This window comes from Ruegeria sp. AF1 (assembly GCF_056542125.1).
This window is the reverse complement of the sequence record NZ_JBQFZG010000015.1, coordinates 1-15,801: the sequence shown is the minus strand read 5'-3', so window position 1 is coordinate 15,801 and position 15,801 is coordinate 1. Positions and strand designations below refer to the sequence as shown.

General features: G+C 55.6%; 14 protein-coding genes and 1 tRNA gene. 11 read left to right on the top strand and 4 right to left on the bottom strand.

Features of this window, described 5'->3' with window-relative positions; all coding sequences use genetic code 11:
• Positions 1 to 165: 165 nt before the first annotated feature.
• The 3 genes from ACR0BK_RS16545 to ACR0BK_RS16535 are packed head-to-tail and all read right to left on the bottom strand — an operon-like array spanning position 166 to position 3,073.
• Positions 166 to 966 (bottom strand): outer membrane protein, encoded by an 801-nt coding sequence (locus tag ACR0BK_RS16545; RefSeq protein ID WP_480521049.1) that lies wholly within the window; start codon positions 964 to 966, stop codon positions 166 to 168.
• A gap of 60 nt (positions 967 to 1,026) precedes the next feature.
• Complete coding sequence (locus tag ACR0BK_RS16540) at positions 1,027 to 2,610, bottom strand: sulfatase-like hydrolase/transferase (RefSeq protein ID WP_480521047.1); 1,584 nt, start codon at positions 2,608 to 2,610, stop codon at positions 1,027 to 1,029.
• Positions 2,611 to 2,650: 40 nt separating this feature from the next.
• Complete coding sequence (locus tag ACR0BK_RS16535; protein ID WP_480555500.1) at positions 2,651 to 3,073, bottom strand: hypothetical protein; 423 nt, start codon at positions 3,071 to 3,073, stop codon at positions 2,651 to 2,653.
• A gap of 231 nt (positions 3,074 to 3,304) precedes the next feature.
• On the opposite strand from ACR0BK_RS16535, the gene ACR0BK_RS16530 reads away from it, so the two are divergent.
• The 11 genes from ACR0BK_RS16530 (at position 3,305) to ACR0BK_RS16480 (ending at position 15,734) form a co-directional block, all read left to right on the top strand.
• Positions 3,305 to 4,207: a LysR family transcriptional regulator gene (locus ACR0BK_RS16530; protein ID WP_480555498.1), complete on the top strand. Its 903-nt coding sequence runs from the start codon at positions 3,305 to 3,307 to the stop codon at positions 4,205 to 4,207.
• A gap of 96 nt (positions 4,208 to 4,303) precedes the next feature.
• Positions 4,304 to 4,627, top strand: a complete 324-nt coding sequence (locus ACR0BK_RS16525; protein ID WP_480555496.1) for a DUF4440 domain-containing protein — start codon at positions 4,304 to 4,306, stop codon at positions 4,625 to 4,627.
• Positions 4,628 to 5,310: 683 nt separating this feature from the next.
• Positions 5,311 to 5,769, top strand: a complete 459-nt coding sequence (locus ACR0BK_RS16520) for a hypothetical protein (protein ID WP_480474019.1) — start codon at positions 5,311 to 5,313, stop codon at positions 5,767 to 5,769.
• Between the two features lie 279 nt (positions 5,770 to 6,048).
• Complete coding sequence (locus ACR0BK_RS16515; RefSeq protein ID WP_480521429.1) at positions 6,049 to 7,611, top strand: arylsulfatase; 1,563 nt, start codon at positions 6,049 to 6,051, stop codon at positions 7,609 to 7,611.
• 126 nt (positions 7,612 to 7,737) lie between these two features.
• Positions 7,738 to 8,112 carry a DUF4345 domain-containing protein gene (locus ACR0BK_RS16510; protein ID WP_480521427.1) on the top strand — a complete coding sequence of 125 codons (375 nt, stop codon included), beginning with the start codon at positions 7,738 to 7,740 and terminating at the stop codon, positions 8,110 to 8,112.
• A 16-nt stretch (positions 8,113 to 8,128) separates the two neighbouring features.
• Entirely contained in the window at positions 8,129 to 8,986 is an 858-nt protein-coding gene (locus ACR0BK_RS16505; RefSeq protein WP_480521425.1) for a DUF302 domain-containing protein, read from the top strand.
• Positions 8,987 to 9,957: 971 nt separating this feature from the next.
• Entirely contained in the window at positions 9,958 to 10,791 is an 834-nt protein-coding gene (locus tag ACR0BK_RS16500; protein ID WP_480555495.1) for a hypothetical protein, read from the top strand.
• A 180-nt stretch (positions 10,792 to 10,971) separates the two neighbouring features.
• Positions 10,972 to 11,178, top strand: a complete 207-nt coding sequence (locus tag ACR0BK_RS16495) for a helix-turn-helix domain-containing protein (RefSeq protein WP_480442453.1) — start codon at positions 10,972 to 10,974, stop codon at positions 11,176 to 11,178.
• A gap of 166 nt (positions 11,179 to 11,344) precedes the next feature.
• On the top strand, positions 11,345 to 13,042 hold the full coding sequence (locus ACR0BK_RS16490; RefSeq protein ID WP_480521525.1) for a tyrosine-type recombinase/integrase: 1,698 nt from the start codon (positions 11,345 to 11,347) through the stop codon (positions 13,040 to 13,042).
• Complete coding sequence (locus ACR0BK_RS16485; protein WP_480521523.1) at positions 13,042 to 14,085, top strand: tyrosine-type recombinase/integrase; 1,044 nt, start codon at positions 13,042 to 13,044, stop codon at positions 14,083 to 14,085. Before ACR0BK_RS16490 ends, ACR0BK_RS16485 begins: the two co-directional genes overlap by 1 nt.
• Positions 14,082 to 15,734: a recombinase family protein gene (locus ACR0BK_RS16480; protein ID WP_480555556.1), complete on the top strand. Its 1,653-nt coding sequence runs from the start codon at positions 14,082 to 14,084 to the stop codon at positions 15,732 to 15,734. Before ACR0BK_RS16485 ends, ACR0BK_RS16480 begins: the two co-directional genes overlap by 4 nt.
• Here ACR0BK_RS16480 and ACR0BK_RS16475 read toward each other — a convergent pair.
• Positions 15,691 to 15,767, bottom strand: a tRNA-Met gene (locus tag ACR0BK_RS16475). The two genes, ACR0BK_RS16480 and ACR0BK_RS16475, sit on opposite strands and share 44 nt — an antisense overlap.
• Between the last annotated feature and the right edge of the window lie 34 nt (positions 15,768 to 15,801).

Below are 15,801 nucleotides of genomic sequence, written 5' to 3'. Positions count from 1 at the left end.
CATCTGAGAAATTTTGTCAGGAACTGAGAACGCCTCTCGCACCGAACGACCGAGTCGCGGGACGAAGCCGCCATACAAATACTTTGTCTTTGGCGGAATTTTGATAATCTCTAAGAGCGTCAGATCTACCAATCAAAATCACAAAACTGGCTGTATAGACCCAAATCAGAACCTGAATTTGACTCCAAGAACCGGCCCGTGCTGATCGACGTCATATTCGAACGCCCCCGTGGACAGCGTGTCGCTGTAGTCCATGCTGAAATATCGCCACCCAAAGAACAGCGAAGTTGTCTCCCACGGACGCCAATCTACACCAACATTGGCTCCGATTTGCAGGTCGTTGCCGCCTGCGCCAAAGCCGCCAAGCTCCAAGGATGCAATTGCAGTCCACCGCTCGTTAAGCACCCAAGTGCCGCGTGCACCGATTACCGGTTCCCACCAGCCTTCATCGCCGCCCAACACAGGGATTGGTGCCGGAGATGTTACTGTAATCTCCTGACGCAACGAGTTGTAGCGCGCGCCAGCCTGTAGATCGATGGCGTAGCGCTGCCCATTCCCCCTGATTGCGTCAACGGCCTTGTACGCTGCATATAAACCCAGCCATTCTTGACGAATATCAGCGCTGAACGAGGCGCTTCCAGGTGTGGGCAAGCTGCCATCGGCTTCAAGCGAAACATAGTTGGCGTCAATTATGAAACCCCAATCGGCGCGCCAGGCTTCGAATCTACCGGCTGCGGCGAAATCAAGGAGTTCCAGTGCATCGCCAAAATCGAGATCGAGTGGAACGGTTGTTCCTGCAACCGTTGAGTCTCCCTTTGTTTTAACCGGTAGAAACGCGTAGATCGAAAGGGTGTGACGCCATTCTGTTTCACTCTGGCCGCTGAGGGGAATTGCCTCGGATTGGGCGGCCGTACCAACGCTTAGAAGCGCAATGGTGATGGCAGTATTGAGCAAAGTGGTTTTCATTGTCTTGTCCTAAGAATGGAAGCGAAGCGGGCCATCTCAGGGATGACCCGCCAACCTGTTTCAATGACCTTCGGCGCTGAGGCGGGCCTCTTCTGGGGTCATTGGGGCGCGGTGCGGGAACTGCTCTACACGACCCATGTGCTGTTGCAGGATCTGCTGCATTGGCTGCACCACCCATAGACCTGGGTAGAGCGCCCCATACTTCTCGCCGGGATCGCGCATGACATTGTAGAAATCCATGCCAGGCAGACCGCCATGCCCCTCGGTGATGTGGATCTTGTGATCTTCGAAGCGGAAGGCTCCAAGCGTGTCGGCGCTGTAGTGAGCCATGAACTGGCGACGTCCGTGGCCTTCACCGTTCAGAAGAAGTGAAGTCTGATCCACACCGTCGGTGATCCGGTCGTCGGGTATCAGGTCCATCGCACCACCGATACGCGCAGCCGTGGTAAACCAATCGGTCACGTGCACAATATCCGTCGGATGCTGACCTGGCTCGATCATACCCGGCCACCAGGCCATTACTGGCACGCGCACACCACCTTCTAGTACGTCCCCTTTGGCACCACGCAGAAGCGTGTAACCGGCGGTTGGCCAGAAGGCGTACATTGGCCCGTTGTCGCTGGTCCAGACAACCAATGTATTCTCGGCAATGCCCTCAGCCTTCAGCGTCGTCAAAAGCTGATCGACATGCTGGTTATGCATCGCCATGAACGACGCTTGGCGATTGTTCTTGTCCACGTGATCGACGTCTGCAAACTCTTGGCTTGGCGCAATCTGCTGCGCGTAGGAAGCCCAGTAGATGTAAAAGGGATTCTCGTCGTTGGCGTGATCTTTTACGAATTGGGTGATCTGAGCGATGGACTCGTTTTCAAAGGCTTCTTGACGCTCGGGGGAAAGGTCACCTGCAACGCCTTCGATAGGAGTTCGTCCCTCACCCTTGCGACCGACATAGCCACCGATGGACAGGTCGATCCCTGTGAGTTCCTCGTACTGATCGTAGCCGGGGAAGTCAGCAAAAGGGAAAGTTCCGTTCGGGTCCTCGTATGAGGCTTGCCAGTAGTCCGGAGCACCGTTGAAGAGGCCATAGTAGGCATAGTCATAACCTTGATTCTCAGGCGCGTGTTCAGGCAGGTCACCGAGGTGCCATTTGCCCCACATGGCAGTGTTGTAACCTACCTCCGAAAGAATCTCGGCAGTGGTGACTTCTTCAGGAGAAAGCCCCTCCACCGAGCCAGGCCAAAGCACGCTCAAAAGGCCTGTGCGCACAGGGTGTCGACCGGTGTTGATCGCAATCCGTGTGGGCGTGCATGAGGGCTCAGCATAGCCCGACCAGAAGCGCATTCCTTCAAAGGCCATCTGGTCAAGAGCATCCGAGGGTGTTCCGCGGTGCTTACCACCACCTTGCCAACCCAGTTCGCCCCAGCCGACATCGTCGGTTAGAATGTATATGATGTTGGGCTTCTTGCCGAACTTAGCTTCCAGCTCAGCCAGCTTGGCGTCAATGGCTTCGTCTTCGGCAGCCCAAGCGGCAGCGTTACGTTCAGAATGAGCCATGTGCGGACCATCGGGTTCAATAGCAAGGGTAGATTGGACCCCGGCGAAGAACACGGCCGTAGTAAGCCCAAGTTTGTGGGGAAGATTCATCGTATTGCCTCCTAGAACTGAGCATGTCGGTGAGTTCGGGTCAATCGGAGCGTTGTTTTGTCAGGTCCGACAAACGTGCAAGTTCGTCTGCCAAAAGACGCGCATCTACTGCTTCAAGGGCGGAGAGCTCGGCATCTTCCATCGCAACCAACGCGAAGTCCAATGCCAGAGCTGCGTTTTGCTCAAGTTGCGCGGTGCAACGATCTGCGAGATGGGCATCGGCCCGTGTTTTGATTGAAACCAACTGCGCGCGCGCCATTTCGGAGCGCTTTGTTAGACGTTCGGCTAGGTCTTGCCAGGCCACTGCGATCTCGCTTTCAGTCGATTGAATGCGCGACTCCATTTGGCTTCGATGCCTTCGAAGAGTGTCTTTGAGCGCCTTGATACGCTGCTCGCGCCTGTCACCGGTTTCGGCGAAAAAGGCTTCTGCTCGCGCCTCGACGTCACCGATCAGAATCGACAAATCCGAGAGTCGTTCAGATAGTTTTGTCACTCCGGTTCCTTTCTATTTTGTTGTCCGGAAAGGCCGAAAACAAAGCTCTCCCGGCACCTGCCAAAGGGGTTCCGGCAGGTCTGCGCTTGGATCCTGATTTCAGTTGACTGGCTGTATTGCTGCCACCGGAGTTGCATAACGCATGCAATTAAATCAATATCTCAATTAGAATAACTAAAATTCTAAAAAGGAATTTTATAATTGGATCAGCTTTTTGCAATGAGCGCCTTTGTGCGAGTCGCCCAGACTAAGAGCTTCCAAGAAGCTGCAAGGCTGGAAGGTATGGCGCAGGGCACCATCAGCAAAAGGGTCGCAGCGTTGGAGAAACATCTCGGCACACAACTGCTGCGGCGCAACCAGCGCGGCATCACTCTAACTGCTTTGGGGGAGACCTATTTCGAGAGCTGCCTCCAAATCCTTGAAGACGTTGACGCGGCGGATTCCCGCATTCGAACCGATGCAGGAACACCCGCTGGCACAGTGCGCCTTTCCATGTCACCTGTTCTGTCGCGCCTGGTGATCACCCCGCTTCTGGTCGCGTTTTGTCGGGAATATCCCGAAATACGCGTCGCCTCGTTTCTGACCGAGGATCACATCGACATCATAGGTGAGGGTATTGATGTTGCTTTTCGCGCACGACACATGGAGGACTCAGCACTCGTTGCATCACGCCTATCCTCCAACCCTCTGATCCTGGCAGCTGCGCCTTCGTATCTGGAACAAGCGGGACGGCTGGATCAGCCCGAAGATTTGGCCAATCATAAATGTCTCGTATTCTCACGTATGCGCGCGACACAAACATGGCGTCTAACTAAAGGGCGCAAGGAGCGAGACGTAGTGGTGGCAGGCGGGTTTGCAGCCGATCAGGGCGACACGCTTGTTGAATATGCGAGAAACGGTGCCGGGATCGTAATGATGCCGGAGTGGGTGATGGCGAAAGAACTGGCAAGCGGACAGCTTGAGCGCGTTCTGCCAGAGTGGGAACCGCCAAACATCCCGCTGCACATCGTATTTTCTACCAGCGCGGCTGTACCCTTGCGCACGAGGCTGCTGATCGATTTCATCCGGCGCGAAGTGCGCAGCAAAGCTATACTCCCTCGCTGAGTGCCAGCACTGTTTTGATGCAGATCATGGTTGGAACACCAAAAGGAGCATCAATATCTGTTGCAAGGTGATGAGGTTACGGCCGAAAGGATGTGCATGAAATTCTCCGCCAGATGGAAAGCCGCCTTTGACGCTCGCGATAGGCAAGCATTTGAAGCCATGATTCACGACGACTTCGCATTTGTCCGCCATCAGCTTGGAAAAGACCTGCACAAGGCCGAAATGGTAAACATTTGGTCCGCTGACGGACCAAGGCCGGTACGCCGGAACTATCGCGTCGTCTATGAGAACGACGATATTCTCGTCACGCACCAGTTCATTGAATTTCCCAGCGGCGACAAGGAGTCAGTGATGGTGGTGATGCTGCTATCGGACGGACAGTTGTATCGGATGGAAACTGGCGCGACACCGATCGGGTGAGGCGGGTATATACTGGCGGATAACTGCGCGTGCTTTTTTGGGGGGCGATAATAAGGAGGGTATTGAATTAAAGGAACGCCCGCTTTGGGCTCGACCCGGTCATCCGAGTCTTTCGGTCAGAAATTGGATGCTTGAACGACCGCTTCTTCTTTCGTCCGGCTTTCTCTTTTGCACCCGCAGCAGCCTCCAGTCGCGCCTTCAGAGACGCGAGCCACAGTCGCGAACTGCAGATACCAGTCGTTCAAGCCGGAAAGCTGTACGTCGGCAAGGTCCGCTTGTGAGACATCAAGCTGCCGCGCGGCGAACGACCGCTTCCGATCTGGCCCTTACGGCGATGCTCGAACGACCGCTTTTGTGAAACCAAGCTGCGCTGCAGCGATGGGCTGACCGTCTGATGGTGATCTGGACGATCAGGCTTGCCGCTCGTACATCGGTCCGATTGTCCCGCATAGCGGACATTTGGCGAAGAACGCTCAAGGTCTGCTGTGCGGACTTTGCAGCCATCCGCATTCTTGCTCTAAAGGACCACAATCAGCCCAAAGCGGACCTTCATCACTAAGCTTTGCAATCTCTGAGATGCGGGACGAAGCTGACTTTTCAGGTCCGGCTATGCGTTCCTTTCCTAGCAATAAATTTCGTAGTCTCTATCATGCTGGTTTTGCCCCACTGTCGAAGGAAACAACATGTTGCGTTCAATGCTTATCCCCGCAGTTCTCTTTGCGCCTCATTGTCTGACTGCTGCAGAGAAAGTGTCGGCAACGAACTTCTATGTCGTCAACCAAGAGCAAATTTCCGCGGGCGAGGACGTGTTCTGGAAAGAGGACAACTATGGGACTTATACCGTTGACGAGGGACCAATCGATCCTGGTTTTGTCCGGTGCGTGGGCTCGGGTTTCGGCGGACCCAGCGGTGTCAGCGGCGGTGGCGTCTGTGTTTATGGTGAAGAAGAGGACACGTTCACCATGAGATGGGAGGTTGTTGCCTTCGGCGTCAACAACTGGCGGATTGTTTCCTCCACCGGCAAATATTCGGGGATGACTGGAAGTGGAACGACCAAAACACGTGTGGCGTCAAAACTCCTGGCGCTACCGCACCGTATTTCTGACTGGGAAGGCGAGGTTGCCTTGCCCGCTAGGGATTGAAACTCGAACTGAAATGGTCGGGGATGATGCTGATTTGAAAGGTTGGCAAAGCCCGCATTGGGCTTGTTGTCGCCTTTCGTTACTTTTCACATTAATGACCGGTGGCAGCCCAAACCGGACATTCAACCCAGGACTTTGCAATTCCGGCTTGGCGGGCTTTTTGGTCGAAGAAATTTCTTGCACCAAGGTGCTGAGCCCAAAAAGTTAACAAATCAGACCGTTCCTCTAAGCCGATGTTTTTCCTATGGTTGGTAAGAAGTACCAAGTCGGGAGGTCTTAATGAAAAAACTTATCTCAGTAACGGGTGCCGTCTGCTTTGCTTTCACTGGAGCTTGGGCCGACGAACATACCCCGCCCAACATTCTTGTCATCATGGCAGATGACGTGGGTTGGGCGAGCGTCGGCGTTTACCACGGAGGTGTCAAAAGCATCGAGACGCCGAACTTGGATCGCCTCTCCTCTGAGGGTGCTCGTCTCACAGATTATTATGCCGAGCCAAGTTGTACTGCCGGTCGATCAGCTTTCATGACCGGACAATTGCCAATACGGACTGGTATGCACACGGTTGGACTGCCGGGAGATCCGATAGGTTTAAACCCAGATGACCCAACGCTTCCGATGTTCCTGAAAAAGTTGGGGTATACGACGGGGCAGTTCGGAAAAAACCACCTAGGCGATCTCAATGAGTTCCTACCGACTACAAAAGGTTTCGACGAGTATTGGGGCTGGCTGTATCACTTGAATGCTATGGAATATACGTCTGATCCGGATTGGCCAGACGACCCAGAATTCAACGCGCAATTTGCGCCTCGCAACATCATTCATTCATTTGCAACAGAGGAAGTAGACGAAACAGTCGACCCGCGATTTGGAAAAGTCGGGAAGCAGCGCATTATTGATGACGGGCCTGCGCCTCCTGAGCGCCAAAAGACTTTGGATGACGAAGTGACATCTTACACGAAGGACTTCATTTCTCGTGCAGTAGAGTCGGACACTCCGTTTTTTGTCTGGATGGCTCCAGCCCGTGCACACGTCTGGACCCACCTCAGCCCCGAATACGAAGCTATGTTGGGCAATGGGCGCGGACTTCAGGATGTTGTCATGAAGGAGTTGGACAACAACGTTGGTAACGTTCTCAGCCACCTTGAGGATCTAGGAGTTGCCGATAATACCATAGTGATGTTCACCGCCGACAATGGCCCGGAAACACTGACGTGGCCTGATGGTGGTACGACACCGTTTCATGGGGAAAAGGGTACTACTTGGGAAGGTGGCTTTAGAGTTCCTGCGATTATTCGCTGGCCGGGCAAAATTCCAGAAGGTCAAGTCTTGAATGGCATCTTCAGCGGAATGGACTGGATGCCAACATTTGTAGCTGCGGCTGGAGGTCCGACAGATCTAAGAGAAAAGCTCCTAGAGGGATATGAAGGCTATAAAGTGCATCTCGATGGCTACAATCAACTATCTTACCTGACGGGTGAGGATGAAGAGAGCAATCGCCGCGAGCTGATTTACTATCAGGGTACGGACCTCCAAGCAGTACGCTACAACGATTGGAAAGCGCACTTTGTCGTTCAAAACCACGGCTGGTCAGGCCCGAAGGAAGAACTGGTCGCCCCCTTGCTTTTCAACCTCCGCCGCGATCCCTACGAAAAAGCTGCGGAGGAAAGCGGTATGTACGTCCGCTGGATGGGTGAGAAAATGTGGGCATTCGGCCCAGCCGCCCGGTTAGTGCAGGCACATCTCGCTACTTTCGAGGAGTTCCCTCCGCGCGGGAAGCCGGTCGCCAATCAAGACCATGTTGAAGAACAAACATCAACCGAAGGCGGCATCTCTCAGTAGAGGAAGCGAGTCAACCAATACGCCTTTCCCACCGCAGCGTGGGCATCCGGCTCGGATCATCGGATGCCCAAAATAACCGACTAGGAATTTCGCAAAAAGCGAAACCTCTACGAGAAGGAGTCCTCCATGAGTGCTAGATTAGTCCTTCTGCTTGCGGCCGTCGGCCTCGTGCCAATTGCGTTGTCATACGGTCTGATGCCCGGCCGTTCGATCCCAGTTTTGCTGGGATTTCCAGTGGAAGGGACGAACCAAACCCACGTGTTCCGAGCGATTATGGGTCTTTATCTGGCAAACGCTTTGTTTTGGTTGGCAGCCGCTTCAAAACCAGAATTACAACGCCCCGCGCTGTGGGTTCTTTTTTTGTTTATGTCAGGACTGGCCGTTGGGCGCATACTAAGCATCCTTATCGATGGAGTTCCGAACGGGATACTTCTCTTTTATCTTGCAGCCGAGATAGCTTTTGCAGCTCTGGCGGCGGTTTCTCTTAAAAAAGTACGGTGAAATAGGAAGTAGTAAAATGGTGAGGTTTGGCTTTGTTTTCTCGATGATTGCAACTCTATCAGTTTCGACATCCGCTTTTGCACAATCTTCATCTGCCCAGACTGCGGTGGACGAAAACTTCTTAGGGATTGAGACTGCCGTTGCCGAAGCGGGAGCTACTCCAATCGCATCGATAGATCACGCGCGCCTGGCCAAAGCCGAAGGCGTAGAAATGCCAGCATCTCGCGTACTCATTTTCTCTGTTCCAGAGATAAACACGCCCATTCTGAAAGGGAACGTGCGAGCAGGACTGGACCTTCCTTTTCGCGTACTTTCCTTCGCTCAGGATGGTGGCCCACAGATCTCTTACACAGACTCGCAATTTCTCAAAGTCCGGCATGGACTCACGGACGCTTCTTCGTTGCGTGCGTTTCAGAGTAAGATGCTCGAAGTTCTAAACGACTTGGAAGCAACACCAGCGCCGACCAACGGGTTGTTTGCCGACTACGGGATCATCGAGCTGCGATCTCAGCTCAGCGTACCAGAGGCAGTCGAACGTCTCAGGACAGCCGTGATGGGGCAGGACGATACTGTCTGGTTTGGAGAAATCGATTTTGCGGCCGAAGCGTCCCAACTGGGGACGGAGCTGCCGGATGCTGTTCTCTTACTGTTCGGCGGACCAGCGCCCGGTGGTGTGGCTATGGCGGACTTTCCGACAATTGGTTTGGATGCCTTTTGCCAAAAACTATTGGTTTATGCGAATGAAGAGGGCGGCTCCGTAGTCATTTTCAATGACATCGCTGCCTTGGCGGAGTTGCACTACGGTTCTTCAGCCGAACCTCATCACGGATTGAACAAACGGCTGACCGAGACATTTCGCAAGGCAATTGAGTAGCCGCTGTTAGGAAAACGCAAAAAACCTTTGCCGATTGGCCATCTTTTCGTCGTCCGCTTTGGGTTGATTTCAGCGGTTCTCAACGCAACAGGCCTACCACGCTTTGGGCCGTTCGTTAGACTTTGCAAAGGCCGCTTTCTGCGCATTGCTGTCATTGGGGCATAGAGCAGCATCGGTCAAAGTGGGCTCGGAGTTGCCGTTCTCTGCGCCGCGCATCAAAGGCTGGTCACAGCCCACAAACATCCCGACTTGCCATCAGACAATACCCGGCCCCCGCTCCTTCCCCCCGTCATGCGGGAGAAGGCCCTTCGCTTTCAGGTTCGTATCCACGCGATGCCTTTTGTCGGTGGCCAGCCGCTTCCCCACAGGCTTCTCACCTGCCCCGCTCTGACCGCGCACGGTCTCGGCGGTCCCCGATCCGTCTGGTGTCGAATGACAACCATCGGCCGGTGGGTTCCGTTGTCGCGTTTCTGCACCGGGCCAGAAGGAGCCGCATCGGTGCGGGTTGGGGTAGTCCCCGAACCATAGTTCACCTTTGGAGGCCGGTTGGTGAACGTACCGTGGTCACCGCTTTTTTTGATCGTTCACCAGGGGAAGCAGCAAGAATAAACCGGGCGCAACGGAGACGGGGAAGACCCATCCCGGCCCGGAACGTCCGATTTTGTGTTCGTGCTAACTAAGTGTATTGATCTGGTTTTTTTACTCGTTGGGTTTCACACGGTCACCCTCTCCACAATTAGTAGCTGGCCCGAAGCGCCGCAGCCCCCAAATAGCGCAGGCGGTTCGGGCCAGCGGTTCGATACTGAATCCGAAGCCAAATTGTTCGCTTTCCGTTCTCATATTTGTATGTAATTTTTGACAAAGTCGACTCGTCTTAATCAGCACGCTTTCTCAGCAAACAGCGTTGACGTTGTGCGCAACCGCTGTTGAACGAGTCGCCTGACCCTGAAGTGTTCCAAACGGAGAATATAATGAGCGCCAATTCGAACAGCGGTCAGAGTGGCAACCATGACGTTGCAGATACCGAGGGTGACTACTCCATTTATCCGCACATGGATGGGATCAAATGCTCGATGTCATGGAAGCTCGGCAGTTATGGCGAACGCGGTGCTCTCTCTGATGACATGATCGAGAGCTTGGCTGAACGGTTTGACCTGCCAACTAAGCTCGTACGCGAGCTCTCTGTGCTTCTTGGGAATTGCCTCAACAACGATGAAGACATCGCAATCAACCTGACCGAGGTCCGGCGCTCGCAAGCGATTGAACGAGGTCAAAAGCACCTCAAGACACTCCTGCGGGAAGCCAAACGGGGCACAATTACTGCACAAGAGCTCCGGAACGCATTGGGCACGCTTTCGACCTATTTCGCGTCGACACCGAATGATGCAGAACTTCTTCCCCAAATGCTCGACAAACTTGAGACTGCGACAACGTTTACTCAGGACATCAACGATGACATTCGACACATCTTCGAGACACCCGGTGCGGCTGCGGAGATGTCGCCGCGTGACAAGCGGTTCTCACGCGACAAACGCCGTCAGTACATCGTCGAGAGCTGCTGCTATATCTGGAAAGATGCCGGTCGCCCCCTGACCTACACGACATACTCAGACGGCCGCCCGGGAGGACAACGGCAAGGGCCACTGATTACCTTCATCCAGTCCGTCGTGAAGATGATCACCGAGCCGGGGCAAATCCTGAGCGGTGAGACGATCCGCGTGGATATTGACGATTTTCGCGACAGGCTTGAGCGCGAAGAGAAAGAGCGTTGGGCCCCGCCGGAAACAAGCAATCAATACACTTAGAATGAGCAAGCCTGCGTTGTCATGGTCATGTCATGACACGCGTTCCTGCCATACCCCCTTCAGACAACCACGCGCACCGGCAGGTTGAGACAGCGATTGACCAGTTGGTCCGATTGTTGGCTGCCCAGACAGTACGGGAACTGGGCCGGAACGCCTCTGACCAAAAGGAGGCGCATCAGGATGCCACAGATCAAAGCAAAGAATAAACAAATCCGCAAACTTCTGTCGGTGAAAGACGTCGCTGAACTGGACAATTGCTCGGAGAAGACGGTGCGCCGTGCGATTGCGGCTGGCCTGCTTGAGGTTATTCGGGTGGGCCCTGGCGGACGCCTCATCCGCATTGATCCGGCAGCTCATGCCGCCTACCGGCAGGCACAGTGCTGGTAGGTAATCGCGACCATTAATGTCTATTAATGTCAATGTGTTAAGCGCATTTCGGGAAGAGGGCATCCCCGTAAGTTTCTAACTTTCTGTGCTACGCTTTTCCCGAATCGGACCCCCTGTCCACACCCGTCCACCCGAGACCTGACATGTCCAAAGGAACGCAAACCCGATGACTAAGCAGAGACCCGTTCCATTGACATTGGCCTTCGTCAAAGCCGACACACCGATGTTTGCCGACCTTATCGAACAGCTGCACTCCGACACCTCTCTTTCTGACGCGCGCCGCCGCGACTTGATCTCCGGCCTGCGCCGTGTGGCCAAAGCCCTTGGGCTGCCGCCAGAGGATGTGCCCTGCGATAGCCGCTGGTTGCAACCTCGTTTGGCCAAAATCGCCCCAGCCACACTCGGTCTCACACCAAAGAGTTGGCAAAACGCGGTCAGTGATGCGCGGGCTGCGCTCTCTCACTTCGGGCTGGTGGAACGGCGCTTCAACCGGATCGAAGATCTGCGTCCTGCCTGGAAAGCGCTCTGGGCGAATGTACTGGCGTCCGGTGACAAGACATTGCAACCCGCGCTCTGCCGCTTCGTGCACTTTCTAAACCGGCAGGGCGTTGAGCCTGCCAACGTATGTTCAGACCATGCCGCGGCCTATCGAGAAGCCCTTGCGCATAATGAGATCAGCAAATCACCGGATGTCGCATATCGGGCTGCGGTCAACGGCTGGAACCTGGCGGTCCGACGTATTTCTGCATGGCCCAAGGCCATCCTGCCTCTGGAAACGCGTCGGAAGGTCATCACCTTTCCAGCGACTGATTTTCCGGCGCCATTCCAAACTGCTCTTGCAAAGCTGATGCATCGTCTGTCCAATCCAGACCCCTTGGCAGATGACGGTCAGAACAGAGCACTCCGATCCGCGACCCTGTCCCAATACCAAAGACAGTTGGTTCGGTTTGCCTCCGAACTCGTTCACTCTGGTATCCCGATCGCGGAGATTGGCGGATTGGACGTCCTGATCAATCCGGTGATGGCTGAACGGGGTTTGCGCCAGATGTTATCGCGCACCAACAACCAGGCCACAAAGATGATCAGTGAGATAGCCGCGTTGCTCCGCAACCTGGCCCGGATACTCAATGCACCCGATGACGCCCGCGATGCATTGGCCGGGCTTGCCGCGCGCCTGGCCGTCAAGCCTCAGATTGGCATGACCCAAAAAAACCGAAGCCGGCTGCGGGTGTTGCAGGAGGACCGGCATCAGCAGCGCCTGCTGCTCCTGCCTGAACGGATTTTCGCGCGACCACGCGGCACGTCCAAGCCGTATGGCTGGGCTCTGGCACGCGAAGATGCGCTCGCCATCGCCATCTTGCTGGTCTGCCCGGTTCGCGTGAAGAACCTGGCTGACATCCACCTGGAACGCCACCTGCACCGTCCCGGTGATGGCCGAGCCTACCTGGTTCTGGAAGACGGCGAGACAAAAAATGAGCGACCTGTCGAGTTCGAGATCCCGCGTGATGTATTGCGCATGATCGACGTTCATCTCAAATCTCGCTGTCCGGAACTCTGCCCCGCTGGAACGCCTTGGCTGTTTCCCCGCAGGGATGGTCAGCATTCGGTTGATCCCGGCGTTCTGGCTGCGCGCATCTCCAAACGGATCCGGAAAGAGACGGGGTTGGAGATGAACGCCCACCTGTTTCGACATTTCGCGGTGATGAACTGGCTCGACGCTAATCCCGGCGGCTACGAGGTTGCGCGCCGGTTGCTCGGGCATTCGGAGGTCAGCCACACCATCAACATGTATTCCGGTCTTGAGGCACGGTCGGCAACACGTGCCTTTGCCGACCTGATAGAATCTAAGAAAGGGCGTCGATGATGAGCCTTGTTCTGCCGCTCGACGAATGGCCCGCGCAAGACCGGGAGATGTGGCTCAACCTTCAGGCGGGAGGTGGACCGCTTGACGATTGCGGCGCGCTCTCACATCTACGCGCGACCTCGTTGAAGACTTTGGAGTTGCGCTATGCCCGATGGCTGCAATGGCTGATTACATGCGATGCGAAGGCGATCACACTGCCTCCGGCTCGACGCGCGACTCTGCCGCGCATGTCCGCTTGGCTTCGGGACCTCTCACACACCCGGCCAATGACCCAGTTGATGTTCATTGACGGCGTTTTGCGTATCCTCTCCGCGGCTGACCCTACGCAGGACTGGTCCGCTCAGCGGAAGTTGAAAGCGGGATTGAAGCGCGCCGCGGGTCGAGGTGATCGGGATCGCAAACTTGGGCGTGTGTTGTCCAGCGAGGTTCTATTCCGTGTAGGTCTGATTCTGGCGACGGGTCATGCAGAAGCGGCGCCAACACCGCTGCGCCGTATGATGTGCCTGCGGGATGGCACCATGATAGCCATGCTGGCTTTGATGCCGATGCGGCGACGCGCCTTCGCAGGCCTTCAAATTGGCATATCCTTGCATGTCACAGCAGACACCATGACCGTCGCGCTCCCGGGGGATCTGACCAAATCAGGGCAGCCATGGGAGGCTGATGTTCCCCAGAGCGTTGAGCCGCTCTTGCGTCGCTATGTCAACGAAGCCCGTCCCTTTTTAATGGAGCGTGGCCAACAACAACACGATGTCTTGTGGGTCGGCAGGACAGGCGCACCATTAAAGCAAGATGCGCTGAGCCCCCGGATCGCGGAGCAGACCCTGAAGCTGACGGGTCGCCGCATCCCACCGCATTTCTTCCGGGATGCTGCCGCGACAACCTTGGCCCGCTCTTCTCCGGAACACGCCAAGCTAATTCGACCAATTCTTGCGCATACGAGCTTCGGAACCGCCGAGCACCACTACATCCACGCCCAAACCATTGAAGCGGGCCGCGACTACGCGGCTTTGATCGACCTAAAGAGAAAGGCCAGACGATGACCCGAGTTGCAATCTATGCCCGCTTCTCCAGCCAGATGCAGAGAGACGCATCCATCGATGACCAGATGCGTTTGTGCCGGGAACGTGCAGAGCGGGAAGGCTGGACTGTTGTCGACGCCTATTCTGATCGGGCGGTCTCTGGTGCGTCCATGTTGCGTCCCGGGCTGCAAGCACTCTTCAATGCAACTCAGGAAGGACGGGTTGATCTGATCTTGGCAGAGGCGCTGGATCGGTTGAGCCGGGACCAGGCAGACATCGCTGCGATTTTCAAACGCCTGAGCTTTGCAGGGGTCGGCATCATGACTCTGACCGAAGGCGAGATCAGTGAGTTGCATGTGGGTCTCAAGGGGACCATGAACCAACTGTTCCTCAAAGATCTGGCCGACAAAACTCGACGTGGTCTGCGCGGACGGGTCGAGCTTGGCCGTTCCGGCGGCGGCAACAGCTACGGTTACGACGTCGTCCGGCGTCTTGGGGCCGACGGCCAACCCGTCACGGGAGAACGAATGATCAATGCAGCAGAAGCTGAGATTGTCCGGCGGGTGCTTCAAGAGTTCTCCGAAGGGCATTCTCCCAAATCCATCGGGCGCCGCCTGAACGCCGAAGGTATTCCCGGTCCCCGTGGCAAGTTATGGCGTGACACGGCCATTCGAGGGCACAGAGTGCGTGGGACGGGCCTTCTCAACAATGAGCTCTACATCGGCCGCCTTGTTTGGAACCGGCTGCGCTACATCAAGGACCCGGAGACCGGCAGACGTGTTTCCCGTCTCAACGATCCGTCCAAATGGATCATCACGGAAGTCCCCGAACTGCGGATCGTCGGGGATGAACTTTGGGAGGCGGTCAAGCAGCGGCAAGGCGAGATCGAGGCTGATCCCCGCGTCAAAGCCATCAAGGAAACCAAGTTTTGGGAGAAGCGTCGCAAGAAGCACCTTCTGACAGGACTTGCATTCTGCGGAACCTGCGGAGGGCCACTCGCCACTGTCGGGCGCGACTACCTCGCCTGCTCTGCCGCTCGCAAACTCGGTACTTGTTCCCATAAGCAATCCATTCGCCGCAATGTCCTGGAAGACGCCGTTCTGGATTTGCTTCGTCAGCGTCTGATGCAGCCCGACGCAGTGGCCGCTTTTATCAAGTCCTTCAGCGAAGCCGCCAACGCAGAAGCAGGCACAGCGGAGGTAGCCCGGACCCGTCTGCAATCCGAGCGGGACAAAGCTGCGCGCAAACTGAATGGGTTTTATGACGCGATTGCAGAAGGCATTCGCACCTCAGGTCTTCAGGCCAGGCTTGAAGATCTCGAAGCGCAGATCGCAGATCTGGACGCAAAACTCTCCGAACCCGCACCGCCCCCTGTGCGCCTTCACCCTAACCTGTCGGAACTCTATCGCTCCAAGGTCGCCGATCTTGCGCAGGCGCTATTGGATCCTTCGATCCGCACCGGGGCTTTGGAGATCATCCGGGGCCTTATCGAACGTGTCACGGTCGAGCACACCAACGAGGGCGTTCAGATCGAACTGGAAGGGACACTTTCAGCGATGATTGGTCTGGCCCAGAACGAACAAAGCCGCCCTGAGGCGGCTTGTTCGAGACTCTGTTCGACCGAAGTGGTTGCGGGAGTAGGATTTGAACCTACGACCTTCAGGTTATGAGCCTGACGAGCTACCGGGCTGCTCCATCCCGCGACACTTTAGTGGTCTATTGCCTGTTCGGCTACTT